Genomic DNA, 16,753 nt, shown 5'->3' on the forward strand with positions numbered 1-16,753 from the left:
CTTAATGCCAGTCTTATGCGTATTGCGGGTTAGTTTTTTCAGTGTCGATATCGAACTTAGCAATTGCTTCAGCAACAACAGACTTCTCGATATCACCACGTTTAGCCAGTTCAGTTAGAGCTGCAACTACGATGTAGCCAGCGTTAACTTCGAAGTGACGACGTAGGTTTGCACGGCTGTCAGAACGGCCGAAACCATCTGTACCAAGTACTTTGTAAGACTCAGTTGGCATGTACGCACGTACTTGCTCAGCGTAGTTCTTCATGTAGTCAGTCACTGCGATTGCAGGTTCTTTACCAAGAACAGTCGTGATGTAAGGTACTTTCTCTTCAGCTTCTGGGTGAAGCATGTTGTCACGCTCTACCGCTTGGCCGTCACGAGTTAGTTCGTTGAACGACGTTACAGAGAATACGTCAGATGCTACGCCGTACTCTTCGCTTAGAATTTCAGCGGCTTTACGCGCTTCGTTCATGATAGTACCAGAGCTCATTAGTTGAACTTTGCCCTTAGCACCAGCGTGAGATTCAAGCTTGTAGATACCCTTACGGATGCCTTCTTCAGCGCCTTCTGGCATTGCTGGCATTGCGTAGTTCTCGTTCATTACTGTTAGGTAGTAGTAAACGTTCTCTTGGTTCTCGCCGTACATGCGACGGATACCGTCTTGCATGATAACCGCTAGCTCGTAAGCAAACGTTGGGTCGTAAGAGATACAGTTAGGGATCGTGTTCGCTTGAATGTGCGAGTGACCATCTTCGTGCTGTAGACCTTCACCATTCAGTGTTGTACGACCTGCAGTAGCACCTAGTAGGAAGCCACGAGCTTGTTGGTCGCCTGCTAACCAAGCCATGTCGCCAATACGTTGGAAACCGAACATTGAGTAGTAGATGTAGAACGGGATCATCGGTAGATCGTTTGTGCTGTATGAAGTTGCAGCAGCAACCCATGAAGCCATAGAACCTAGTTCGTTGATACCTTCTTGAAGAACTTGACCAGACGTTGCTTCTTTGTAGTAAGAAACGATGCCTTTATCTTCAGGTGTGTATTCTTGACCGTGTGGGTTGTAGATACCAACCTGACGGAATAGACCTTCCATACCGAATGTACGTGCTTCATCACAGATGATAGGAACGATGTTCTTACCAATGTTCTTATCTTTAAGAAGGATGTTTAGCGTACGTACATAAGCCATAGTTGTAGAGATATCACGCTTCTGTTCACCTAGTAGAGGTGCGAATGCGTCTAGCTCAGGAACCTTGAACTCTTGAGTAAACTTAGGAAGACGAGCAGGCGTGTAACCGTGTAGAGCGTTACGACGAGCGTGCATGTATTCGTACTCAGGCGTACCTTCTTCTAACTTCAGGTAAGGAAGCTCTGTGATTTTCTCATCAGAAAGAAGGTCTTCTAGGCCTAGGCGATCACGTAGGTGTTGAACATGAGTCATGTCCATTTTCTTAACACCGTGTGCAATGTTCTTACCTTCAGCCGCATCACCCATGCCGTAACCTTTAACAGTCTTAGCTAGGATTACAGTTGGCTTACCGTTTGTCTCTTGTGCATTGTTAAATGCAGCAAACAGTTTAGAAGAATCATGACCACCACGCTTAAGAGCGAAGATTTCGTCATCAGTCATGTCTGCAACTAGTGCAGCTGTTTCTGGGTACTTACCAAAGAAGTGCTCACGTACGTATGCGCCATCTTTAGATTTGAATGTCTGGTAGTCACCATCGATAGTTTCGTTCATTAGTTGAAGAAGCTTACCAGTCGTGTCTTTAGCCAGTAGTGAATCCCAGTTGCTACCCCAGATAACTTTAACAACGTTCCAACCTGCGCCTTTAAATAGGCCTTCAAGTTCTTGGATGATGCTACCGTTACCCATTACAGGGCCGTCTAGACGCTGTAGGTTACAGTTGATTAGGAAACATAGGTTGTCTAGCTTCTCACGCGCAGCGAAAGAGATAGCACCACGTGATTCTGGCTCATCCATCTCACCGTCACCTAGGAACGCGTATACGCGTTGCGCTGAAGTTTCTTTCAGGCCACGGCCATCAAGGTACTTAAGGAAGCGCGCTTGGTAGATCGCAGAGATCGGACCAAGACCCATAGATACAGTAGGGAACTGCCAGAACTCAGGCATCAGTTTCGGGTGCGGGTAAGAAGGGATACCTTTACCATCAACTTCTTGACGGAAGTTATCTAGCTGTTCTTCAGTTAGACGACCTTCAACGAATGCACGAGAGTAGATACCTGGAGAGATGTGACCTTGGTAATAAACTAGATCGCCACCGTCCGTCTCATTTGGAGCACGGAAGAAGTGGTTGAAACATACTTCGTAGAACGCTGCAGCTGACTGGTAAGAAGCCATGTGACCACCAAGGTCTAGGTCTTTCTTAGAAGCACGCAATACAATCATGATTGCGTTCCAGCGAATAATCGAACGAATACGACGCTCAAGAGTTACGTCACCAGGGTAAGCTGGCTCTTGTGCTGCTGGAATTGTGTTGATGTAGTTTGTGTTGATGCCTGTAGCCATATCAACACCATCTAAACGCGCTTTATCTAGAACTTGTTCTAGTAAAAACTGTGCACGTTCTACACCTTCTTCACGTACTACTGACTCAAGAGCTTCTAACCAATCTTGAGTTTCCAGAGCATCAACGTCATGCTTCATGTCAGACATGGCGATCTATCCTTTTTGTTAGTTGGATTCTACTAAACACGTAAATAGCCGAAGTATTACGGCTATTTACCCTGTTGAATTCGACGTAAAGAACGTTCGCGGCGCGATTCTTCTTTGGTCAAATCCATCAATGTTTCTTCGATGTAAGCTAAATGAGAATGTGACATTTCACGCGCCTGTTCTGGCTGCCCTGAAACGATCGCATCTACAATGTTAGCTCGATGTATACTCACTTTCTCCACAACGTCTTTACGACGATGCAACAGCTTTAAATTTTCTAAGACATTTTGTTCGAGTAACGGAGCCAAACTACGAACAATGTGTAATAACACCACATTGTGCGCTGCCTCTGTTAAAGCAATAAGAAAAGCCATCACTGCTGCAGATTCGGCTTCAATATCACCCTTATCTTGCGCGCCGTGAATTTTTTCTTGGCATGCTTGAATTCGAGCAAAGTCTTCATCAGTGCCACGCAATGCCGCAAAGTAAGCCGAAATCCCTTCCATCGCATGACGCGATTCCAACAAGTCTAGTTGGGTTTCAGAATGGGACGACAACAAATTAAGCAAAGGATCTGAAAAGCTTTTCCAGATATTTTCGCTAACAAACGTACCTCCACCTTGACGGCGAGTAAGCAAGCGTTTTGCTTCTAAACGTTGTATCGCTTCTCGGATTGAAGGACGAGACACATCGAACTGTTTCGCTAGTTCGCGCTCAGGCGGCAGCTGCTGCCCTGGAGCCAGTGTTCCTTCCACTATCAACCTTTCTAACTCTTGTTCGATAACGTCCGAGAGTTTTGGCTGACGAATCCTTTGATAAGCCATAGTTTGTTGTTCTTCTTTTTCTTCGCTGACAATTGGTAATACCAATTTTAAGTTGGGCAGAAATTAACATAATTAAAACGCCACTGTCCAGTGCAAAATTGACCTGCATCATAGAACACGGCATGAATTAACCATGATTTAACAAATGAAATTTAAAACAGCAACCAAATTGGTCTTACCATTTACAGGGGTAATACTTTTGGGGAGGTTTCGTGCTAGAAAGTTTCAGGATAAAAATGAATTGTTTCAGAAAGATTAGTGCCACTTGTTTAAAAATCAAACCAAGCGCACATTTAGGATGGAAATTCTGTTCATAAGTTTTAATAAATTAGCGTTTGATAAGCTCGTCACACTCTCGATTTATTGATGCTCTCCTCTCCACCACTTTCTTTACATAGCAACAACAAAAATTCACAAGTCATTATGCCAGGCGTTGACTATTCAACGCCTAACAGCAGTAAGGCTATCTAAAGTTGAGGCTTAGCCCTTGAGCTTTTCTTTAAATTTCTGCCAGTCGAAAACCAAGCCAGGATCGGTTTTGCGCAGAGGCGCAATATATTGGTGGCCTGTGATTCGTTCAGTGGTAATTTGAGGGAAGCTCGATACCAGTGTTTCCGTTAATTGGGTAAGCGCTTGATACTGCTGCTCGGTATAAGCCACAAAGTCACTGCCTTCCAGTTCAATACCAATCGAATAGTCATTACACCTTTCACGGCCGGCAAAGCTGGACTGGCCAGCGTGCCAAGCTCTATCAAGGAACGAAACAAACTGCACAACCTCACCATCACGACGAATCAAGCAGTGTGCAGAAACACCCATTTGGTGAATCACCTGAAAAAATGGATGCTCTTCTGGGTCAAGTTTGCCCGTAAAAAACTGTTCGATGTAAGGCCCACCAAATTGCCCCGGAGGTAAACTAATGTTGTGAACCACCAGCAGAGAGATATCGTCGACGCTAGGTCTAACATCAAAATACGGTGAAGGAACATGCCGAGCGTTGTCATACCATCCGTTGAAGCTGATCGTCATCTTGGTCTCACTTTCTTTTCTGCTAGCACAATAAGATGTGACCTTACCCATAGAGCAGTCACGCTAGCCTCTTTAATTTGAAGTTAAGCAAGAGTATCATTCCATTCCCACTCCCTTTCAAGATTAGATTTGCGATGAAAAACACACATAACAGCCACCAACGCCTTGACTACTTAAAAGAGCAACTGCCTCTAGAGATCACTCGCTCAGTGGCTGAGACCATCAAAGAAGATCTAGGCGGAACGTTAGATCCAGCGGCTGATATTACGGCAAGTCTAATCCCAGCAGACGCAATCAACAGCGCTACCATCATTACCCGTGAACACGGTGTGTTCTGTGGTAAAGCTTGGGCTGATGAAGTGTTTAAGCAATTGGGCGGTGAGGTGACTATCGAGTGGAACGTAGAAGATGGCGACAAGGTTGAACCAAACCAAACGCTTTGTAGCTTAACTGGCCCAGCACGTGCGCTATTAACCGGTGAGCGTAATGCCATGAACTTCATTCAAACGCTATCTGGCTGTGCGACAACAACAGCGATCTACGCAGACAAAGTTAAGCACACAGAATGCCGCCTGTTAGACACTCGCAAAACAATTCCTGGCCTTCGCAGCGCACTAAAATACGCTGTCGCTTGTGGTGGCGGTTTCAACCACCGTATCGGTGTTTTCGATGCTTACCTAATCAAAGAAAACCACATCATCGCCTGTGGTGGTATTGAGAAAGCTATCTCGACAGCAAAAGAACTTAACCCGGGGAAACCTGTGGAAGTTGAAACGGAAAGCCTAGCAGAGCTAGAGCAAGCGATCAGCGCTGGCGCAGACATCATCATGCTAGACAACTTCACCACAGACATGATGCGTGAAGCCGTGAAAATCAACGCTGGCCGCGCAGCATTAGAGAACTCAGGCAATGTAACATTAGACACGATTGCAGAGTTCGCTGAAACGGGTGTTGATTACATCTCTGTTGGCGCACTGACTAAGCATCTAAAAGCGATGGACCTATCCATGAGATTTAAAGCGTAATTAACTGAATAGTAAATATATTTCCGTCAAAGGCATTGTTGATAACAGTGCCTTTTTTATTACCTAAATTATCAGTATTTCAATCACTTATTTAAGTTGGTCGCATAATTTTGCGAGCCATATGAAACACCACACTAATAAATACGAAACCACTCGCGACCACACCTGAACACCATTCCACTTCCCCATTCCGACTTCTATTCTTTCCATCAACCAGTGCTTGCGCTGAAACAAACTAAACAATGGAATAGAACAATGAATAACAAAAGTAAAAGAACAAATCAGAAAGGCTTTACGCTGATTGAATTGATGATCGTCGTGGCGATTATTGGTGTGTTGTCAGCGATAGCTGTACCTCAATATCAAAGCTATATAGCAAAAAGCGAGGCAGCGTCGGCACTTGCGTCAATTACAAGCCATAGGACTAACGTTGAAACATACGTTTTAGAAAATGGTACTTTTCCTGCGACCTCTGCGGCTTTGGCGATACCGACATCTCCATTAGGTATCGTCTCTTATGAGAACGTAACTAGTGCAGCAGGCAGCATACAGTTTCAATTTGGTTCATCAGGCGTAAGCCCTGACGTAGTATCGAAAAAAGTGAATTTGGTACGTACTGGAAATGGTGCGTGGTCATGTACGTCAGATGTAGATAGTAGCTTAAAGCCTAAAGGCTGTTCATAAGTGCTAACCAACCTCCCAACCGTTCTACGTCAGGCTAGTTTAATTAGCCTGACACAAGAACAAGCTGTTGCGGAACATGTACAAGCTTCGGGTATTTCTACACCTGAAGCTTTGCTCGTTCTGGAGTTCTTTAGCGGTGATTCCTTAGCAAGCAATATCAAAACCATTTTCGGTTTACCGTTAGTACAACTAGCTAGTACTGACTACGAAACCTTGTGTGAGCAATTGGGGCTTCGTGAGCTGATCACCAAATATCGAGCAATCCCGATTTCAGTTTCTAGTTCTACTCTTACGCTCGCCTCGGCTGATCCGACCGACTTACAAGCTGAAGATGACTTTCGATTCGCAACCGGATTACAGATTGAATTGGTTGTCGCTAACTACTCTGAATTAGAAAGTGCAATACGAAAGCTGTATGGCCGTTCGATTTCCGGGCAAGACTCAAAGCGCAAAGATATCACCCAAGATGAGCTCGCTAACCTTGTTGAGATATCTGATGACGAGATAACGTCCATTGAAGACCTCAGCCAAGATGACTCCCCTGTCAGTCGCTTTATCAATCAGATTCTAGTCGATGCAGCACGTAAAGGCGCATCGGACATCCACTTCGAACCTTATGAAGAAAACTACCGCGTACGTCTACGTTGCGATGGCATCCTTGTCGAAATTCAACAGCCCGCCTCTCATTTAAGTCGTCGTCTATCGGCTCGCCTGAAGATCCTCGCCAAACTTGATATCGCCGAACGTCGTTTGCCTCAAGATGGTCGTATCAAACTGCGCTTAAATGACGAACTGGCAATTGATATGCGTGTATCTACACTGCCAACATTATGGGGAGAAAAGATCGTACTGCGTCTTTTAGACAGCAGCGCTGCCAATCTCGATATCGATAAGCTCGGTTACAGCGAGGATCAAAAAGCACTCTACCTTAATGCATTGAAACGCCCGCAAGGTATGATCTTAATGACCGGTCCAACCGGCAGCGGTAAAACGGTTTCTCTCTATACTGGCCTTCGCGTTCTTAACACAACAGAACGCAACATCTCAACAGCCGAAGATCCTGTTGAAATTAACCTGTGTGGCATCAATCAAGTACAAGTGACGCCTAAGATCGGCTTTGGTTTCGCTGAAGCGTTGCGGTCATTTTTACGACAAGATCCTGATGTGGTAATGGTCGGTGAGATCCGCGACTTGGAAACCGCAGAGATCGCGATCAAAGCCTCACAAACCGGACACTTAGTGCTTTCGACACTGCACACCAATTCTGCAGCAGAAACCGTGACTCGCCTCTCTCATATGGGGATAGAACCTTTTAACCTCGCTTCATCATTAAGTTTAATTATCGCCCAACGACTGGCAAGACGATTGTGCGACCACTGTAAAGCCGCTGATGACTCACCTGATATATTTCTACGCCACTCTATTCCCAATAGCCAAATCATCTACAAAGCCAGCTCACAAGGATGTAATGAGTGTAATCAGGGATACTCGGGGCGAGTCGGTATCTATGAAGTCATGCCGTTTAGCGACCAACTGAAAAATAGCCTGATCGACAAACCGAACGCGTTAGCCATTGAAAACTTGGCACGTCGAGAAGGCATGAGAACTTTACAAGAGTCAGGTCTAGATAAACTGCTTGAAGGCACCACCAGCTATCAAGAGCTACAACGTGTTCTATACCTATAATTCACGGAGCGAAAATGAGTAGTAAAAGCAAACAATCACAACTAAAAAACTACCATTGGAAGGGAATCAATAGTTCTGGCAAGAAAGTATCAGGGCAGAGCTTAGCGCTCACCGAATTAGAAGTGCGAGAGAAGCTCAAAGAGCAGCACATTCAGATTAAGAAAATCAAAAAGAAAAGCATCTCAGCAATCACTCGTTTAACTCACCGCGTCAAAGCCAAAGATATCACTATTTTGACTCGCCAACTGGCTACCATGTTGGCGACTGGTGTGCCGATCGTGCAAGCCATCAAGCTGGTGTCAGACAATCACCGCAAAGCAGAAATGAAATCGATTTTATCGCACATCTGCAAAGGTGTAGAAGCCGGAACGCCAATCTCAAAAGCGATGCGAACCGCAAGCCGCCACTTTGATGACCTCTATACCGACTTGGTCGCGACAGGCGAACTCTCCGGCAACCTTGCACAAGTATTTGAACGCTTGGCGACCTATCGTGAAAAGAGTGAGCAACTAAAATCCAAAGTTATAAAGGCGCTCATCTATCCTGCAATGGTTGTTGCGGTCGCTCTTACCGTTTCCTACTTAATGCTGACCATGGTAATTCCGGAATTTGAATCGATGTTTTCAGGCTTCGGAGCAGACTTACCTTGGTTCACCCAGCAAGTGCTTTATCTTTCCCATTGGATGCAGGCTTACAGTTTCTATACTGCCATCGGTATTGGTTTGTTAATTCTGTCTTTTCAGCAACTGCGTCAGCGATCCTACTCGATTCGACTTTCAACCAGTCGCCTTGGCTTACGCTTTCCTATCTTGGGTGCTGTCATCACCAAGGCATCGATTGCAAAGTTCAGCCGAACACTTTCAACCAGTTTCAGTTCTGGAATTCCCATCTTAACCAGCCTTAAAACCACAGCTAAAACCGCAGGCAACCTGCATTATGAATCGGCCATCATTGAGGTTCACCGTGAGACTGCCTCAGGCATGCCGATGTACATTGCAATGCGCAATACCAATGCCTTCCCGGAGATGGTTTTGCAGATGGTGATGATTGGTGAAGAGTCAGGAGATCTTGATGATATGCTCAATAAAGTCGCTTCCATTTACGAGTTCGAAGTAGACAACACCGTCGATAACCTAGGCAAGATTCTAGAGCCACTGATCATCGTATTTTTAGGCACCGTAGTTGGCGGACTTGTTGTCGCGATGTACTTACCGATCTTTAATCTTATGAGTGTGTTAGGATAGTTAAAAGCAACTAAACACCCATGAGCAGCCAACCTCTGCTCACCTTGATTAAGTGGTAAAGGACACTATGGAAGTATTTCACTACTATCCTTGGCTATTCCCCGTATTAGCTTTCATTTTTAGCCTTCTTATCGGCAGCTTCCTCAACGTAGTCATCCACCGTTTACCGATAATGATGGAACGAGAGTGGCAACAAGAGTGCTCGGAGTATTTCTCTCAATATAAAATTCCAGCGCCAGAGGGAGAGTTCAATCTCAGTATCCCTCGTTCTACCTGCCCGAAATGTAAAACCCAATTAAGAATCATCGACAATATTCCAGTATTAAGTTGGTTGTTCTTAAAGGGCAAGTGTCATAGCTGTGCTAACCCAATCAGCGCTCGTTACCCATTGGTCGAACTGCTTACGGCGATACTTTGTACCGTAGTCGCGAGCCACTTTGGTTTCAGTTACTACGCCATTGCTTTGATTTTTTTCACGTTTGCATTGATTACCGCAACCTTTATCGATCTCGATACTATGCTGTTGCCTGATCAAATTACCTTACCTTTAGTTTGGTCTGGTATCGCGTTAGCTCTGTTTAATATCAGCCCTGTATCGCTTCAAGATTCCGTGGTTGGTGCAATGGCAGGTTATCTAGCGCTATGGTCTGTTTACTGGTTATTCAAACTACTGACAGGCAAAGAAGGCATGGGTTACGGCGACTTCAAACTTCTGGCTGCGCTTGGCGCCTGGCTTGGCTGGCAGCACCTACCAATGATCATTCTTTTGTCGTCGCTGGTCGGTTTAGTTTTCGGCTTGATTCAACTTCGCTTGAAACAGCAAGGCATAGATAAAGCCTTTCCCTTTGGACCTTACCTTGCAATTGCGGGTTGGGTGAGTTTGATGTGGGGCAACGACATCATGGGCTGGTATTTCACTTCTGTACTAGGAATTTAACCATGGCAATCATTATCGGATTAAGCGGTGGTATCGCCAGTGGAAAAACCACCGTTGCTAACCTCTTCAATGAGCATTTTAATATTGATATTGTCGATGCTGATATCGTTGCACGCGAAGTCGTTGCAGTGGGCAGTGACGGCTTAAAGCAGATTACTGATCGTTTTGGTGAGACGATCTTGCTTGAAGATGGATCACTTAACCGAAGTAAGCTGCGTGAGCTAATCTTCTCGGATCCCACAGAGAAACAATGGATCAATGACCTGCTGCATCCCATGATCCGTAACAAAATTGACAGTGACCTGTCTAAAGTCACATCCCCTTATGGTTTATTAGTCGCACCGCTATTGGTTGAAAACCAAATGCAAAGCATGGCCGATCGCGTATTAATCGTTGATGTGCCAACAGAAGTGCAAATAGAGCGTACGATGAGTCGTGATAATGTTTCTAGGGAACAAGTTGCATCAATTTTAAAATCACAGGCTTCAAGAGAACAACGCTTAGCAGTTGCAGATGACGTGATTAAAAACCATACTAAAAACCAAGAACTTTTGCCTCAAATCACAGATTTACATCAAAAGTATCTGGCAATCAGTACTGTAGATGGGTCAGAATAGAATAATGTTGAATGAAGGTTTGCTCGATGATCACCCACAAATTTGAACATCCTCTAAATGAGAAAACACGCATCTACTTAAGAGTTGAATCGCTCTTGAGGCAGCTGCACTTGTCTTCTACATTTTCCGATGCTCAACAGTATCAACTCTTTTTCCGTTCCATCTTTGATCTGGTTGAAATCTTCGAACAGATCCAACTCAAGAGTGAACTTGCAAAAGATATTGAGAAGCAGCGTGTAACCTACAAAAGCTGGTTAGATGTTGAAGGTGTCGATCAAGAGATGCTGACTTCGCTACTCAACGATATTAGTAACATCTATCGTGAACTGATGCAGGCGGAGCGTTTTGGGCAGTCACTTAAAGAAGACCGCTTCTTGAGTGCCATACGTCAACGCTTTAATTTACCAGGTGGCTCATGCTGCTTTGATTTACCCGCACTGCATTATTGGCTGCATCTTCCTCTCGATAAAAGAATGCGAGATGCCAAAGCTTGGATGGATAGCCTACAGCCTCTGTATGAAGCGCTAACACTATGGTTAAAGCTCACCAGAGAGACTGGTCACTTTAAAGAGCAAATTGCTCGCGCTGGCTTCTTCCAGAGTGATGCTGATGAAGCGAATATCCTTCGCCTTTCTATTCCAATGCAATACGGTGCTTACCCGATGATCTCCGGGCATAAAAACCGTTTTGCCGTTAAGTTCATGAGCTTTGAAACAGGACAAGCCTGTACTCAAGACATCGAATTTGAATTGGCTGTCTGCAGCTAATTAATTTCCTTTTATAGTTTGGCTTGAACCTTCACTCGAGCCTAAACTCTTTCTTACAATACCCTCTAATTAAGAATCACTATGTCGAAAAAAATCACCATCGTTAAATGCCCTCAATGTAATACCGACGTTGAATGGGGCGAACAAAGCCCACACCGCCCGTTTTGCAGTAAGCAATGTCAGATGATTGATTTCGGTGAATGGGCAGACGAAGAGAATAGCATCGCTGGCGCACCAGACATGTCAGATAGCGATGGTTGGTCGGAAGACCCGCACTAAGCGAGTAGCGAGTAGCGAGTAGCGAGTAGCGAGTAGCGAGTAGCGAGTAGCGAGTAGCGAGTAGCGAGTAGCGAGTAGCGAGTAGCGAGTAGCGAGTAGCGAGTAGCGAGTAAATTTTGAAGGGTTGGCGTTTAACGTCAATCCTTTTTTATTGCCTATAGCATGGTACGAATAGAGATTCCCTAATCCTTCCTTTGTCAGTCTAGGGAATGACGGTTCAATGTGAGTTTTGTTTTAGTCCGTCATCCTCAAGAGCGAGGAACGAGCGAATTGAGGCTCTCTTACCTACTCAGCTCTAAATAGCAGACACAAAAAAGCGGAGCCAAATGGCTCCGCTTTTATCGATAGAATGCAAAAAGAATTACTTCTTAGTAAGCTTCTCTTTAATACGAGCTGACTTACCAGAACGCTCACGTAGGTAGTACAACTTGGCACGACGTACTGCACCACGGCGTTTAACTTCGATGCTATCAACCATTGGAGAGTGAGTTTGGAACGCACGCTCTACGCCTTCACCGTTCGAAATCTTACGAACTGTGAATGCAGAGTGTAGACCACGGTTACGAATAGCGATTACAACGCCTTCGAAAGCCTGTAGACGCTCACGGTCACCTTCTTTTACCTTAACCTGAACTACAACAGTGTCACCTGGTGCGAATTTAGGAAGGTCTGATTTTAGTTGCTCTTCTTCAAGAGCCTTGATGATGTTGCTCATTTGTATAAATTCCTAGAATAAACTGATACTAAATTTAATAGGTTACTGCTTGCTTTTCGTTAAGAGCGTTGCTCTTTAATGAATTCAGCCAGTAATTGTTCCTGTTCGTCAGTCAGAGCTAGGTTTTCCAGGAGCTCTGGTCTTCTTAGCCAAGTTCGGCCCAACGATTGTTTTAATCGCCAGCGACGAATGTCCTTATGGTTTCCAGACTTGAGTACCGATGGCACATCTTTATCGTCTAGCACCTCAGGGCGCGTATAATGGGGACAATCTAGCAAACCATTTGCAAAAGAATCTTCTTCTGCTGAAGCGAAATCTCCAAGTACACCCGGAACAAACCGAGAGACTGAATCAATCAACGTCATGGCTGGCAGTTCGCCACCCGTCATCACAAAATCGCCAATCGACCATTCTTCGTCGACTTCAGATTGAATAATGCGCTCATCTACCCCTTCATAGCGACCACAAATAAGAAGCAAGTTCTCGTTTGTTGCCAACTCTTCAACACCTTTCTGGTCGAGTTTACGACCTTGAGGTGAAAGATAGATTACTTTCGTCTTTCCCGGTGCTGCTTGCTTGGCAGTTTGGATAGCATCGCGCAAAGGCTGAACCATCATTAACATGCCAGGACCACCACCGTAAGGTCTATCATCAACAGTGCGATGTTTATCATGAGTGAAATCGCGAGGATTCCATGTCTCAATAGATAAAAGACCTTTTTTAACCGCTTGACCTGTTACTCCAAAATCAGTAACAGAACGGAACATTTCAGGAAACAGGCTAATAATGCCAACCCACATGTGTTCTCTCGCTCTGTAATTTGGAGTTAGAATCCAGGATCCCAGTCAACTTCGATCCGGCGAGCTTCGCGATCAACTTTCTTGATCACTTGCTCTTCAAGGTACGGTACTAACCGTTCCTTTTGGCCAAAAGCATCTTTAAGATTTGCTTTAATTACTAGAACATCGTTCGAGCCAGTTTCTAATAGGTCAGTGACCTCACCAAGGTCGTAACCTTTAGTGGTAAAAACTTGCATACCGAACAATTCGCGCCAGTAGAATTCATCTTCTGACAATTCAGGTAACGAAGCAGGGTCAATAGCAATTTCAAAGTTAGTCATCAGTTGCGCGTCTTCACGAACATCTAATCCCGCTAGCTTACATACATAACCTTGGCCATGACGTTTCCAGCTCTCAACTTTGTACTCAACCCACTTACCCTTTTGGTTTAAATACCAAGGGCTGTAATCAAATATGCTTTCAGCATTGTCTGTGTAGGAGAACACTTTAAGCCAGCCACGAATACCATAGGTAGACCCAAGTTTACCCATGACAATTCTATTATTTTGCTCGCTCATCGTTTCTTTACCCTTCATCGACATAAGCTATTTCTCTTTAAAAAAGAATTAAGCCGCTTTTTGAGCGTCTTTAACTAGCTTAGCTACACGATCAGATAGAGATGCGCCTTGACCAACCCAGTGGTTAACACGATCTAGGTCTAGACGTAGACCTTCTTCTTGACCTTGAGCAGTAGGGTTAAAGAAACCTACTTTCTCGATGAAACGGCCAGTTACAGAGTTACGGCTATCCGCAACTACGATTTGATAAAATGGGCGCTTCTTTGCACCGTGACGTGCCAAACGAATGGTTACCATGTCGTCCTCTTTGCTTTCTTAATAAAATAATTAACCCCAAGTATAAGTAAATAGCTTGGGGTCTCGTGCCAAATTAAAGCCCCGGAATTTTACTCTTATTCCGGTGCAATGCAAGGGCTTTAGCTATTTTTTCACCAACATAGCAACCGGACACTTTCTGTGACACGGCTAACACTATGAAAAGTAACGTAGCTAAAGCTTACATTTGTAGATTATCGACCAAACGGGTTAAAACCACCACCCATTCCGCCCATACCTCCACCGCCGCCCATCATGCCCTGCATGTTGCGCATCATGCCTTTCATTCCACCCTTCTGCATTTTCTTCATCATCTTCTGCATTTGAGTGAACTGTTTAAGCATACGGTTTACATCTTGTACCTGCGTACCAGAACCTGCAGCAATACGCTTTTTGCGTGAGCCTTTGATTAGGTCTGGACGCTGACGTTCTTTCATTGTCATAGAGTTGATGATCGCTTCCATTTGCTTGAACATCTTGTCATCAACTTTATCTTTAACGTTGTCTGGTAGCTGAGACATGCCTGGAAGCTTATCCATCATGCCCATCATGCCGCCCATGTTTTTCATCTGACCAAGCTGCTCGCGGAAGTCTTCAAGGTCAAAGCCTTTCTTCTCTTTGAACTTCTTAGCCAGTTTCTCTGCTTTCTCGGTATCAACGTTTTTCTGTAGGTCTTCAATAAGAGACAGTACGTCGCCCATACCTAAGATACGAGAAGCAACACGATCTGGGTGGAATGGTTCTAGTGCGTCAGTCTTTTCACCAACGCCTAAGAATTTAATCGGCTTGCCAGTGATATGACGAACAGACAGTGCAGCACCACCTCGCGCATCACCATCAACTTTCGTCAAGATAACACCGGTTAGTGGAAGCGTATCACCAAAAGCTTTTGCGGTGTTCGCAGCATCTTGACCAGTCATTGCATCAACAACGAACAGAGTCTCTACTGGTTTAATTGCAGTATGAAGCTCTTTGATCTCGCCCATCATCTCTTCATCGATAGCCAAACGACCAGCAGTATCGACAATTAGCACGTCGTAGAATTTCTTCTTCGCATGGTCGATTGCAGCGTTTGCAATATCAAGAGGCTTTTGATCAGCTGAAGATGGGAAGAAGTCGACGCCAACATCGCTTGCTAACGTTTCAAGCTGTTTGATCGCCGCTGGACGGTAAACGTCGGCAGACACAACCAAAACTTTCTTCTTGTCACGCTCAGTCAGGAGCTTAGATAGCTTACCTACCGATGTGGTTTTACCCGCACCTTGTAGACCTGCCATTAAAATAACGGCTGGCGGCTGTGCTGCTAGGTCAAGAGCCTCGTTAGACTCACCCATCACAGCTTCAAGCTCAGCTTGAACGATCTTAATGAATTCTTGACCAGGAGTTAGAGATTTAGAAACCTCAACACCCACAGCGCCTTCTTTTACGCGCTTAACAAAATCGCGGACAACGGGCAGTGCAACGTCGGCTTCAAGTAGCGCCATACGTACTTCACGCAGCGTCTCTTTTATATTGTCTTCGGTCAGACGACCTTTACCGCTGATGTTCTTCAGCGTTTTGGATAGACGATCCGTTAAATTATCAAACATAGTTTTCTCTTCGCTCAAAACTGCGACTATTACTGTGAGTATACATTAGCGCGGATTAGAGTCATACCCGTTGTAGAGCGTTAATCATCCACGCTTGTGATGTGAGACATTATTCACTTAGAATTGAATGAGGTTGACCATAGCCCCAAAGAGCGATGCGAGGTATAATTCGCCAATTAGTAATCATTTAAATGGATACCATGGACAGTCTTATTGCGATCGCAGCAGCCTTTCTTTATACAATGGCGATTTCCACGATCATTCCAGGTCTCGTGCACCAAACAGGAATCCGCGTAAAAACGGTGTTTATTAGCGCATTACTTGCTTTAGCTTTCCATGCTTGGTTGCTTGGCGATTTAATTTTTAATGCCAGTGGCCAAAACCTCAGTATCTTGAACGTTGCTTCATTGATCAGTTTAATCATCTCTTTGGTCATGAGCGGTGCTATGCTCAAAACCCGATTGTGGTTCATCTTGCCCGTCGTTTATAGCTTCGCTGCGCTTAACTTGATGGCTGCCACTTTTCTTCCGAGCACCTTCATCAAACATCTAGAGAATGACCCAAAACTGCTTGTGCACATCTCTTTGGCGCTCTTCTCATACGCGACACTGACTATCGGCGCGCTCTACGCTCTACAACTCGCGTGGCTCGATCACAAACTTAAAAAGAAAAAAGCGTTAGTAATAAACCCTAACCTACCTCCTTTAATGATGGTGGAAAGACAGCTTTTCAAGATCATTCTGATCGGTAATGGCTTATTAACAGGTACTTTATTGACTGGCCTTATCTTCGTACAAGATATGTTTGCTCAAGGAAAAGCACACAAGGCTGTATTGTCTTTTATTGCTTGGGTTATCTACTCCATCCTTCTATGGGGTCACTATCAGAAAGGTTGGCGTGGACAAAAAGTCACTTGGTTCGCACTTGCCGGTGCCAGCATGCTCACATTAGCCTACTTCGGTAGCCGCTTCGTTCAGGAAATCATCCTGAATTAGTCTGTAAAATGAA

At 44.8% G+C, this 16,753-nt stretch carries 17 protein-coding genes; 9 read left to right on the top strand and 8 right to left on the bottom strand.

Features of this window, described 5'->3' with window-relative positions:
• Positions 1-13 precede the first annotated feature (13 nt).
• The 3 genes from aceE to ampD all read right to left on the bottom strand — a co-directional run bounded on the left by aceE (position 14) and on the right by ampD (position 4,581).
• Positions 14-2,677: a pyruvate dehydrogenase (acetyl-transferring), homodimeric type gene (gene aceE / locus M4S28_RS14680; protein WP_004735447.1), complete on the bottom strand. Its 2,664-nt coding sequence runs from the start codon at positions 2,675-2,677 to the stop codon at positions 14-16.
• A gap of 62 nt (positions 2,678-2,739) precedes the next feature.
• The gene (pdhR, locus tag M4S28_RS14685; protein WP_004735446.1) at positions 2,740-3,501 is read right to left on the bottom strand and encodes a pyruvate dehydrogenase complex transcriptional repressor PdhR; all 762 of its coding nucleotides are present in this window, start codon (positions 3,499-3,501) and stop codon (positions 2,740-2,742) included.
• A gap of 480 nt (positions 3,502-3,981) precedes the next feature.
• On the bottom strand, positions 3,982-4,581 hold the full coding sequence (gene ampD / locus M4S28_RS14690; RefSeq protein ID WP_017087406.1) for a 1,6-anhydro-N-acetylmuramyl-L-alanine amidase AmpD: 600 nt from the start codon (positions 4,579-4,581) through the stop codon (positions 3,982-3,984).
• A gap of 83 nt (positions 4,582-4,664) precedes the next feature.
• On the opposite strand from ampD, the gene nadC reads away from it, so the two are divergent.
• The 8 genes from nadC (at position 4,665) to yacG (ending at position 11,769) form a co-directional block, all read left to right on the top strand.
• Complete coding sequence (gene nadC, locus M4S28_RS14695; RefSeq protein WP_017079961.1) at positions 4,665-5,555, top strand: carboxylating nicotinate-nucleotide diphosphorylase; 891 nt, start codon at positions 4,665-4,667, stop codon at positions 5,553-5,555.
• Positions 5,556-5,810: 255 nt separating this feature from the next.
• On the top strand, positions 5,811-6,239 hold the full coding sequence (locus M4S28_RS14700; protein WP_249632023.1) for a pilin: 429 nt from the start codon (positions 5,811-5,813) through the stop codon (positions 6,237-6,239).
• On the top strand, positions 6,240-7,925 hold the full coding sequence (pilB, locus tag M4S28_RS14705) for a type IV-A pilus assembly ATPase PilB (RefSeq protein WP_249632024.1): 1,686 nt from the start codon (positions 6,240-6,242) through the stop codon (positions 7,923-7,925).
• Between the two features lie 14 nt (positions 7,926-7,939).
• Entirely contained in the window at positions 7,940-9,169 is a 1,230-nt protein-coding gene (locus M4S28_RS14710) for a type II secretion system F family protein (RefSeq protein WP_249632025.1), read from the top strand.
• A 67-nt stretch (positions 9,170-9,236) separates the two neighbouring features.
• A complete protein-coding gene (locus M4S28_RS14715) occupies positions 9,237-10,106 on the top strand; it encodes a prepilin peptidase (RefSeq protein ID WP_249632026.1) in 870 nt (289 codons plus the stop codon).
• 2 nt (positions 10,107-10,108) lie between these two features.
• Complete coding sequence (coaE, locus tag M4S28_RS14720) at positions 10,109-10,723, top strand: dephospho-CoA kinase (RefSeq protein WP_017079956.1); 615 nt, start codon at positions 10,109-10,111, stop codon at positions 10,721-10,723.
• Between the two features lie 26 nt (positions 10,724-10,749).
• Positions 10,750-11,490 carry a cell division protein ZapD gene (zapD, locus tag M4S28_RS14725; RefSeq protein ID WP_017088714.1) on the top strand — a complete coding sequence of 247 codons (741 nt, stop codon included), beginning with the start codon at positions 10,750-10,752 and terminating at the stop codon, positions 11,488-11,490.
• Between the two features lie 81 nt (positions 11,491-11,571).
• Complete coding sequence (gene yacG / locus M4S28_RS14730) at positions 11,572-11,769, top strand: DNA gyrase inhibitor YacG (RefSeq protein WP_017056605.1); 198 nt, start codon at positions 11,572-11,574, stop codon at positions 11,767-11,769.
• Between the two features lie 361 nt (positions 11,770-12,130).
• Here yacG and rplS read toward each other — a convergent pair whose 3' ends face one another.
• The 5 genes from rplS to ffh all read right to left on the bottom strand — a co-directional run bounded on the left by rplS (position 12,131) and on the right by ffh (position 15,745).
• Positions 12,131-12,484 carry a 50S ribosomal protein L19 gene (gene rplS / locus M4S28_RS14735; RefSeq protein ID WP_004735514.1) on the bottom strand — a complete coding sequence of 118 codons (354 nt, stop codon included), beginning with the start codon at positions 12,482-12,484 and terminating at the stop codon, positions 12,131-12,133.
• 59 nt (positions 12,485-12,543) lie between these two features.
• Entirely contained in the window at positions 12,544-13,284 is a 741-nt protein-coding gene (gene trmD / locus M4S28_RS14740) for a tRNA (guanosine(37)-N1)-methyltransferase TrmD (RefSeq protein ID WP_004735512.1), read from the bottom strand.
• A gap of 26 nt (positions 13,285-13,310) precedes the next feature.
• Positions 13,311-13,865, bottom strand: a complete 555-nt coding sequence (gene rimM / locus M4S28_RS14745; RefSeq protein ID WP_004735510.1) for a ribosome maturation factor RimM — start codon at positions 13,863-13,865, stop codon at positions 13,311-13,313.
• Positions 13,866-13,889: 24 nt separating this feature from the next.
• Positions 13,890-14,138 (bottom strand): 30S ribosomal protein S16, encoded by a 249-nt coding sequence (gene rpsP, locus M4S28_RS14750; protein WP_004735508.1) that lies wholly within the window; start codon positions 14,136-14,138, stop codon positions 13,890-13,892.
• Between the two features lie 212 nt (positions 14,139-14,350).
• The gene (ffh, locus tag M4S28_RS14755; protein ID WP_004735506.1) at positions 14,351-15,745 is read right to left on the bottom strand and encodes a signal recognition particle protein; all 1,395 of its coding nucleotides are present in this window, start codon (positions 15,743-15,745) and stop codon (positions 14,351-14,353) included.
• A gap of 200 nt (positions 15,746-15,945) precedes the next feature.
• On the opposite strand from ffh, the gene M4S28_RS14760 reads away from it, so the two are divergent.
• The gene (locus M4S28_RS14760) at positions 15,946-16,740 is read left to right on the top strand and encodes a cytochrome C assembly family protein (protein ID WP_029223243.1); all 795 of its coding nucleotides are present in this window, start codon (positions 15,946-15,948) and stop codon (positions 16,738-16,740) included.
• Positions 16,741-16,753 lie beyond the last annotated feature (13 nt).

Source organism: Vibrio sp. J383 (assembly GCF_023503985.1).
Lineage (GTDB): Bacteria > Pseudomonadota > Gammaproteobacteria > Enterobacterales > Vibrionaceae > Vibrio > Vibrio splendidus.

What these genes read in the sequence shown, in the direction of transcription:
- aceE (WP_004735447.1), bottom strand. Translation starts at nt 2,677, where the DNA reads ATGTCTGACATGAAGCATGACGTTGATGCTCTGGAAACTCAAGATTGG.
- pdhR (WP_004735446.1), bottom strand. Translation starts at nt 3,501, where the DNA reads ATGGCTTATCAAAGGATTCGTCAGCCAAAACTCTCGGACGTTATCGAA.
- ampD (WP_017087406.1), bottom strand. Translation starts at nt 4,581, where the DNA reads ATGGGTAAGGTCACATCTTATTGTGCTAGCAGAAAAGAAAGTGAGACC.
- nadC (WP_017079961.1), top strand. Translation starts at nt 4,665, where the DNA reads ATGAAAAACACACATAACAGCCACCAACGCCTTGACTACTTAAAAGAG.
- M4S28_RS14700 (WP_249632023.1), top strand. Translation starts at nt 5,811, where the DNA reads ATGAATAACAAAAGTAAAAGAACAAATCAGAAAGGCTTTACGCTGATT.
- M4S28_RS14710 (WP_249632025.1), top strand. Translation starts at nt 7,940, where the DNA reads ATGAGTAGTAAAAGCAAACAATCACAACTAAAAAACTACCATTGGAAG.
- M4S28_RS14715 (WP_249632026.1), top strand. Translation starts at nt 9,237, where the DNA reads ATGGAAGTATTTCACTACTATCCTTGGCTATTCCCCGTATTAGCTTTC.
- coaE (WP_017079956.1), top strand. Translation starts at nt 10,109, where the DNA reads ATGGCAATCATTATCGGATTAAGCGGTGGTATCGCCAGTGGAAAAACC.
- zapD (WP_017088714.1), top strand. Translation starts at nt 10,750, where the DNA reads ATGATCACCCACAAATTTGAACATCCTCTAAATGAGAAAACACGCATC.
- yacG (WP_017056605.1), top strand. Translation starts at nt 11,572, where the DNA reads ATGTCGAAAAAAATCACCATCGTTAAATGCCCTCAATGTAATACCGAC.
- rplS (WP_004735514.1), bottom strand. Translation starts at nt 12,484, where the DNA reads ATGAGCAACATCATCAAGGCTCTTGAAGAAGAGCAACTAAAATCAGAC.
- trmD (WP_004735512.1), bottom strand. Translation starts at nt 13,284, where the DNA reads ATGTGGGTTGGCATTATTAGCCTGTTTCCTGAAATGTTCCGTTCTGTT.
- rimM (WP_004735510.1), bottom strand. Translation starts at nt 13,865, where the DNA reads ATGTCGATGAAGGGTAAAGAAACGATGAGCGAGCAAAATAATAGAATT.
- rpsP (WP_004735508.1), bottom strand. Translation starts at nt 14,138, where the DNA reads ATGGTAACCATTCGTTTGGCACGTCACGGTGCAAAGAAGCGCCCATTT.
- ffh (WP_004735506.1), bottom strand. Translation starts at nt 15,745, where the DNA reads ATGTTTGATAATTTAACGGATCGTCTATCCAAAACGCTGAAGAACATC.
- M4S28_RS14760 (WP_029223243.1), top strand. Translation starts at nt 15,946, where the DNA reads ATGGACAGTCTTATTGCGATCGCAGCAGCCTTTCTTTATACAATGGCG.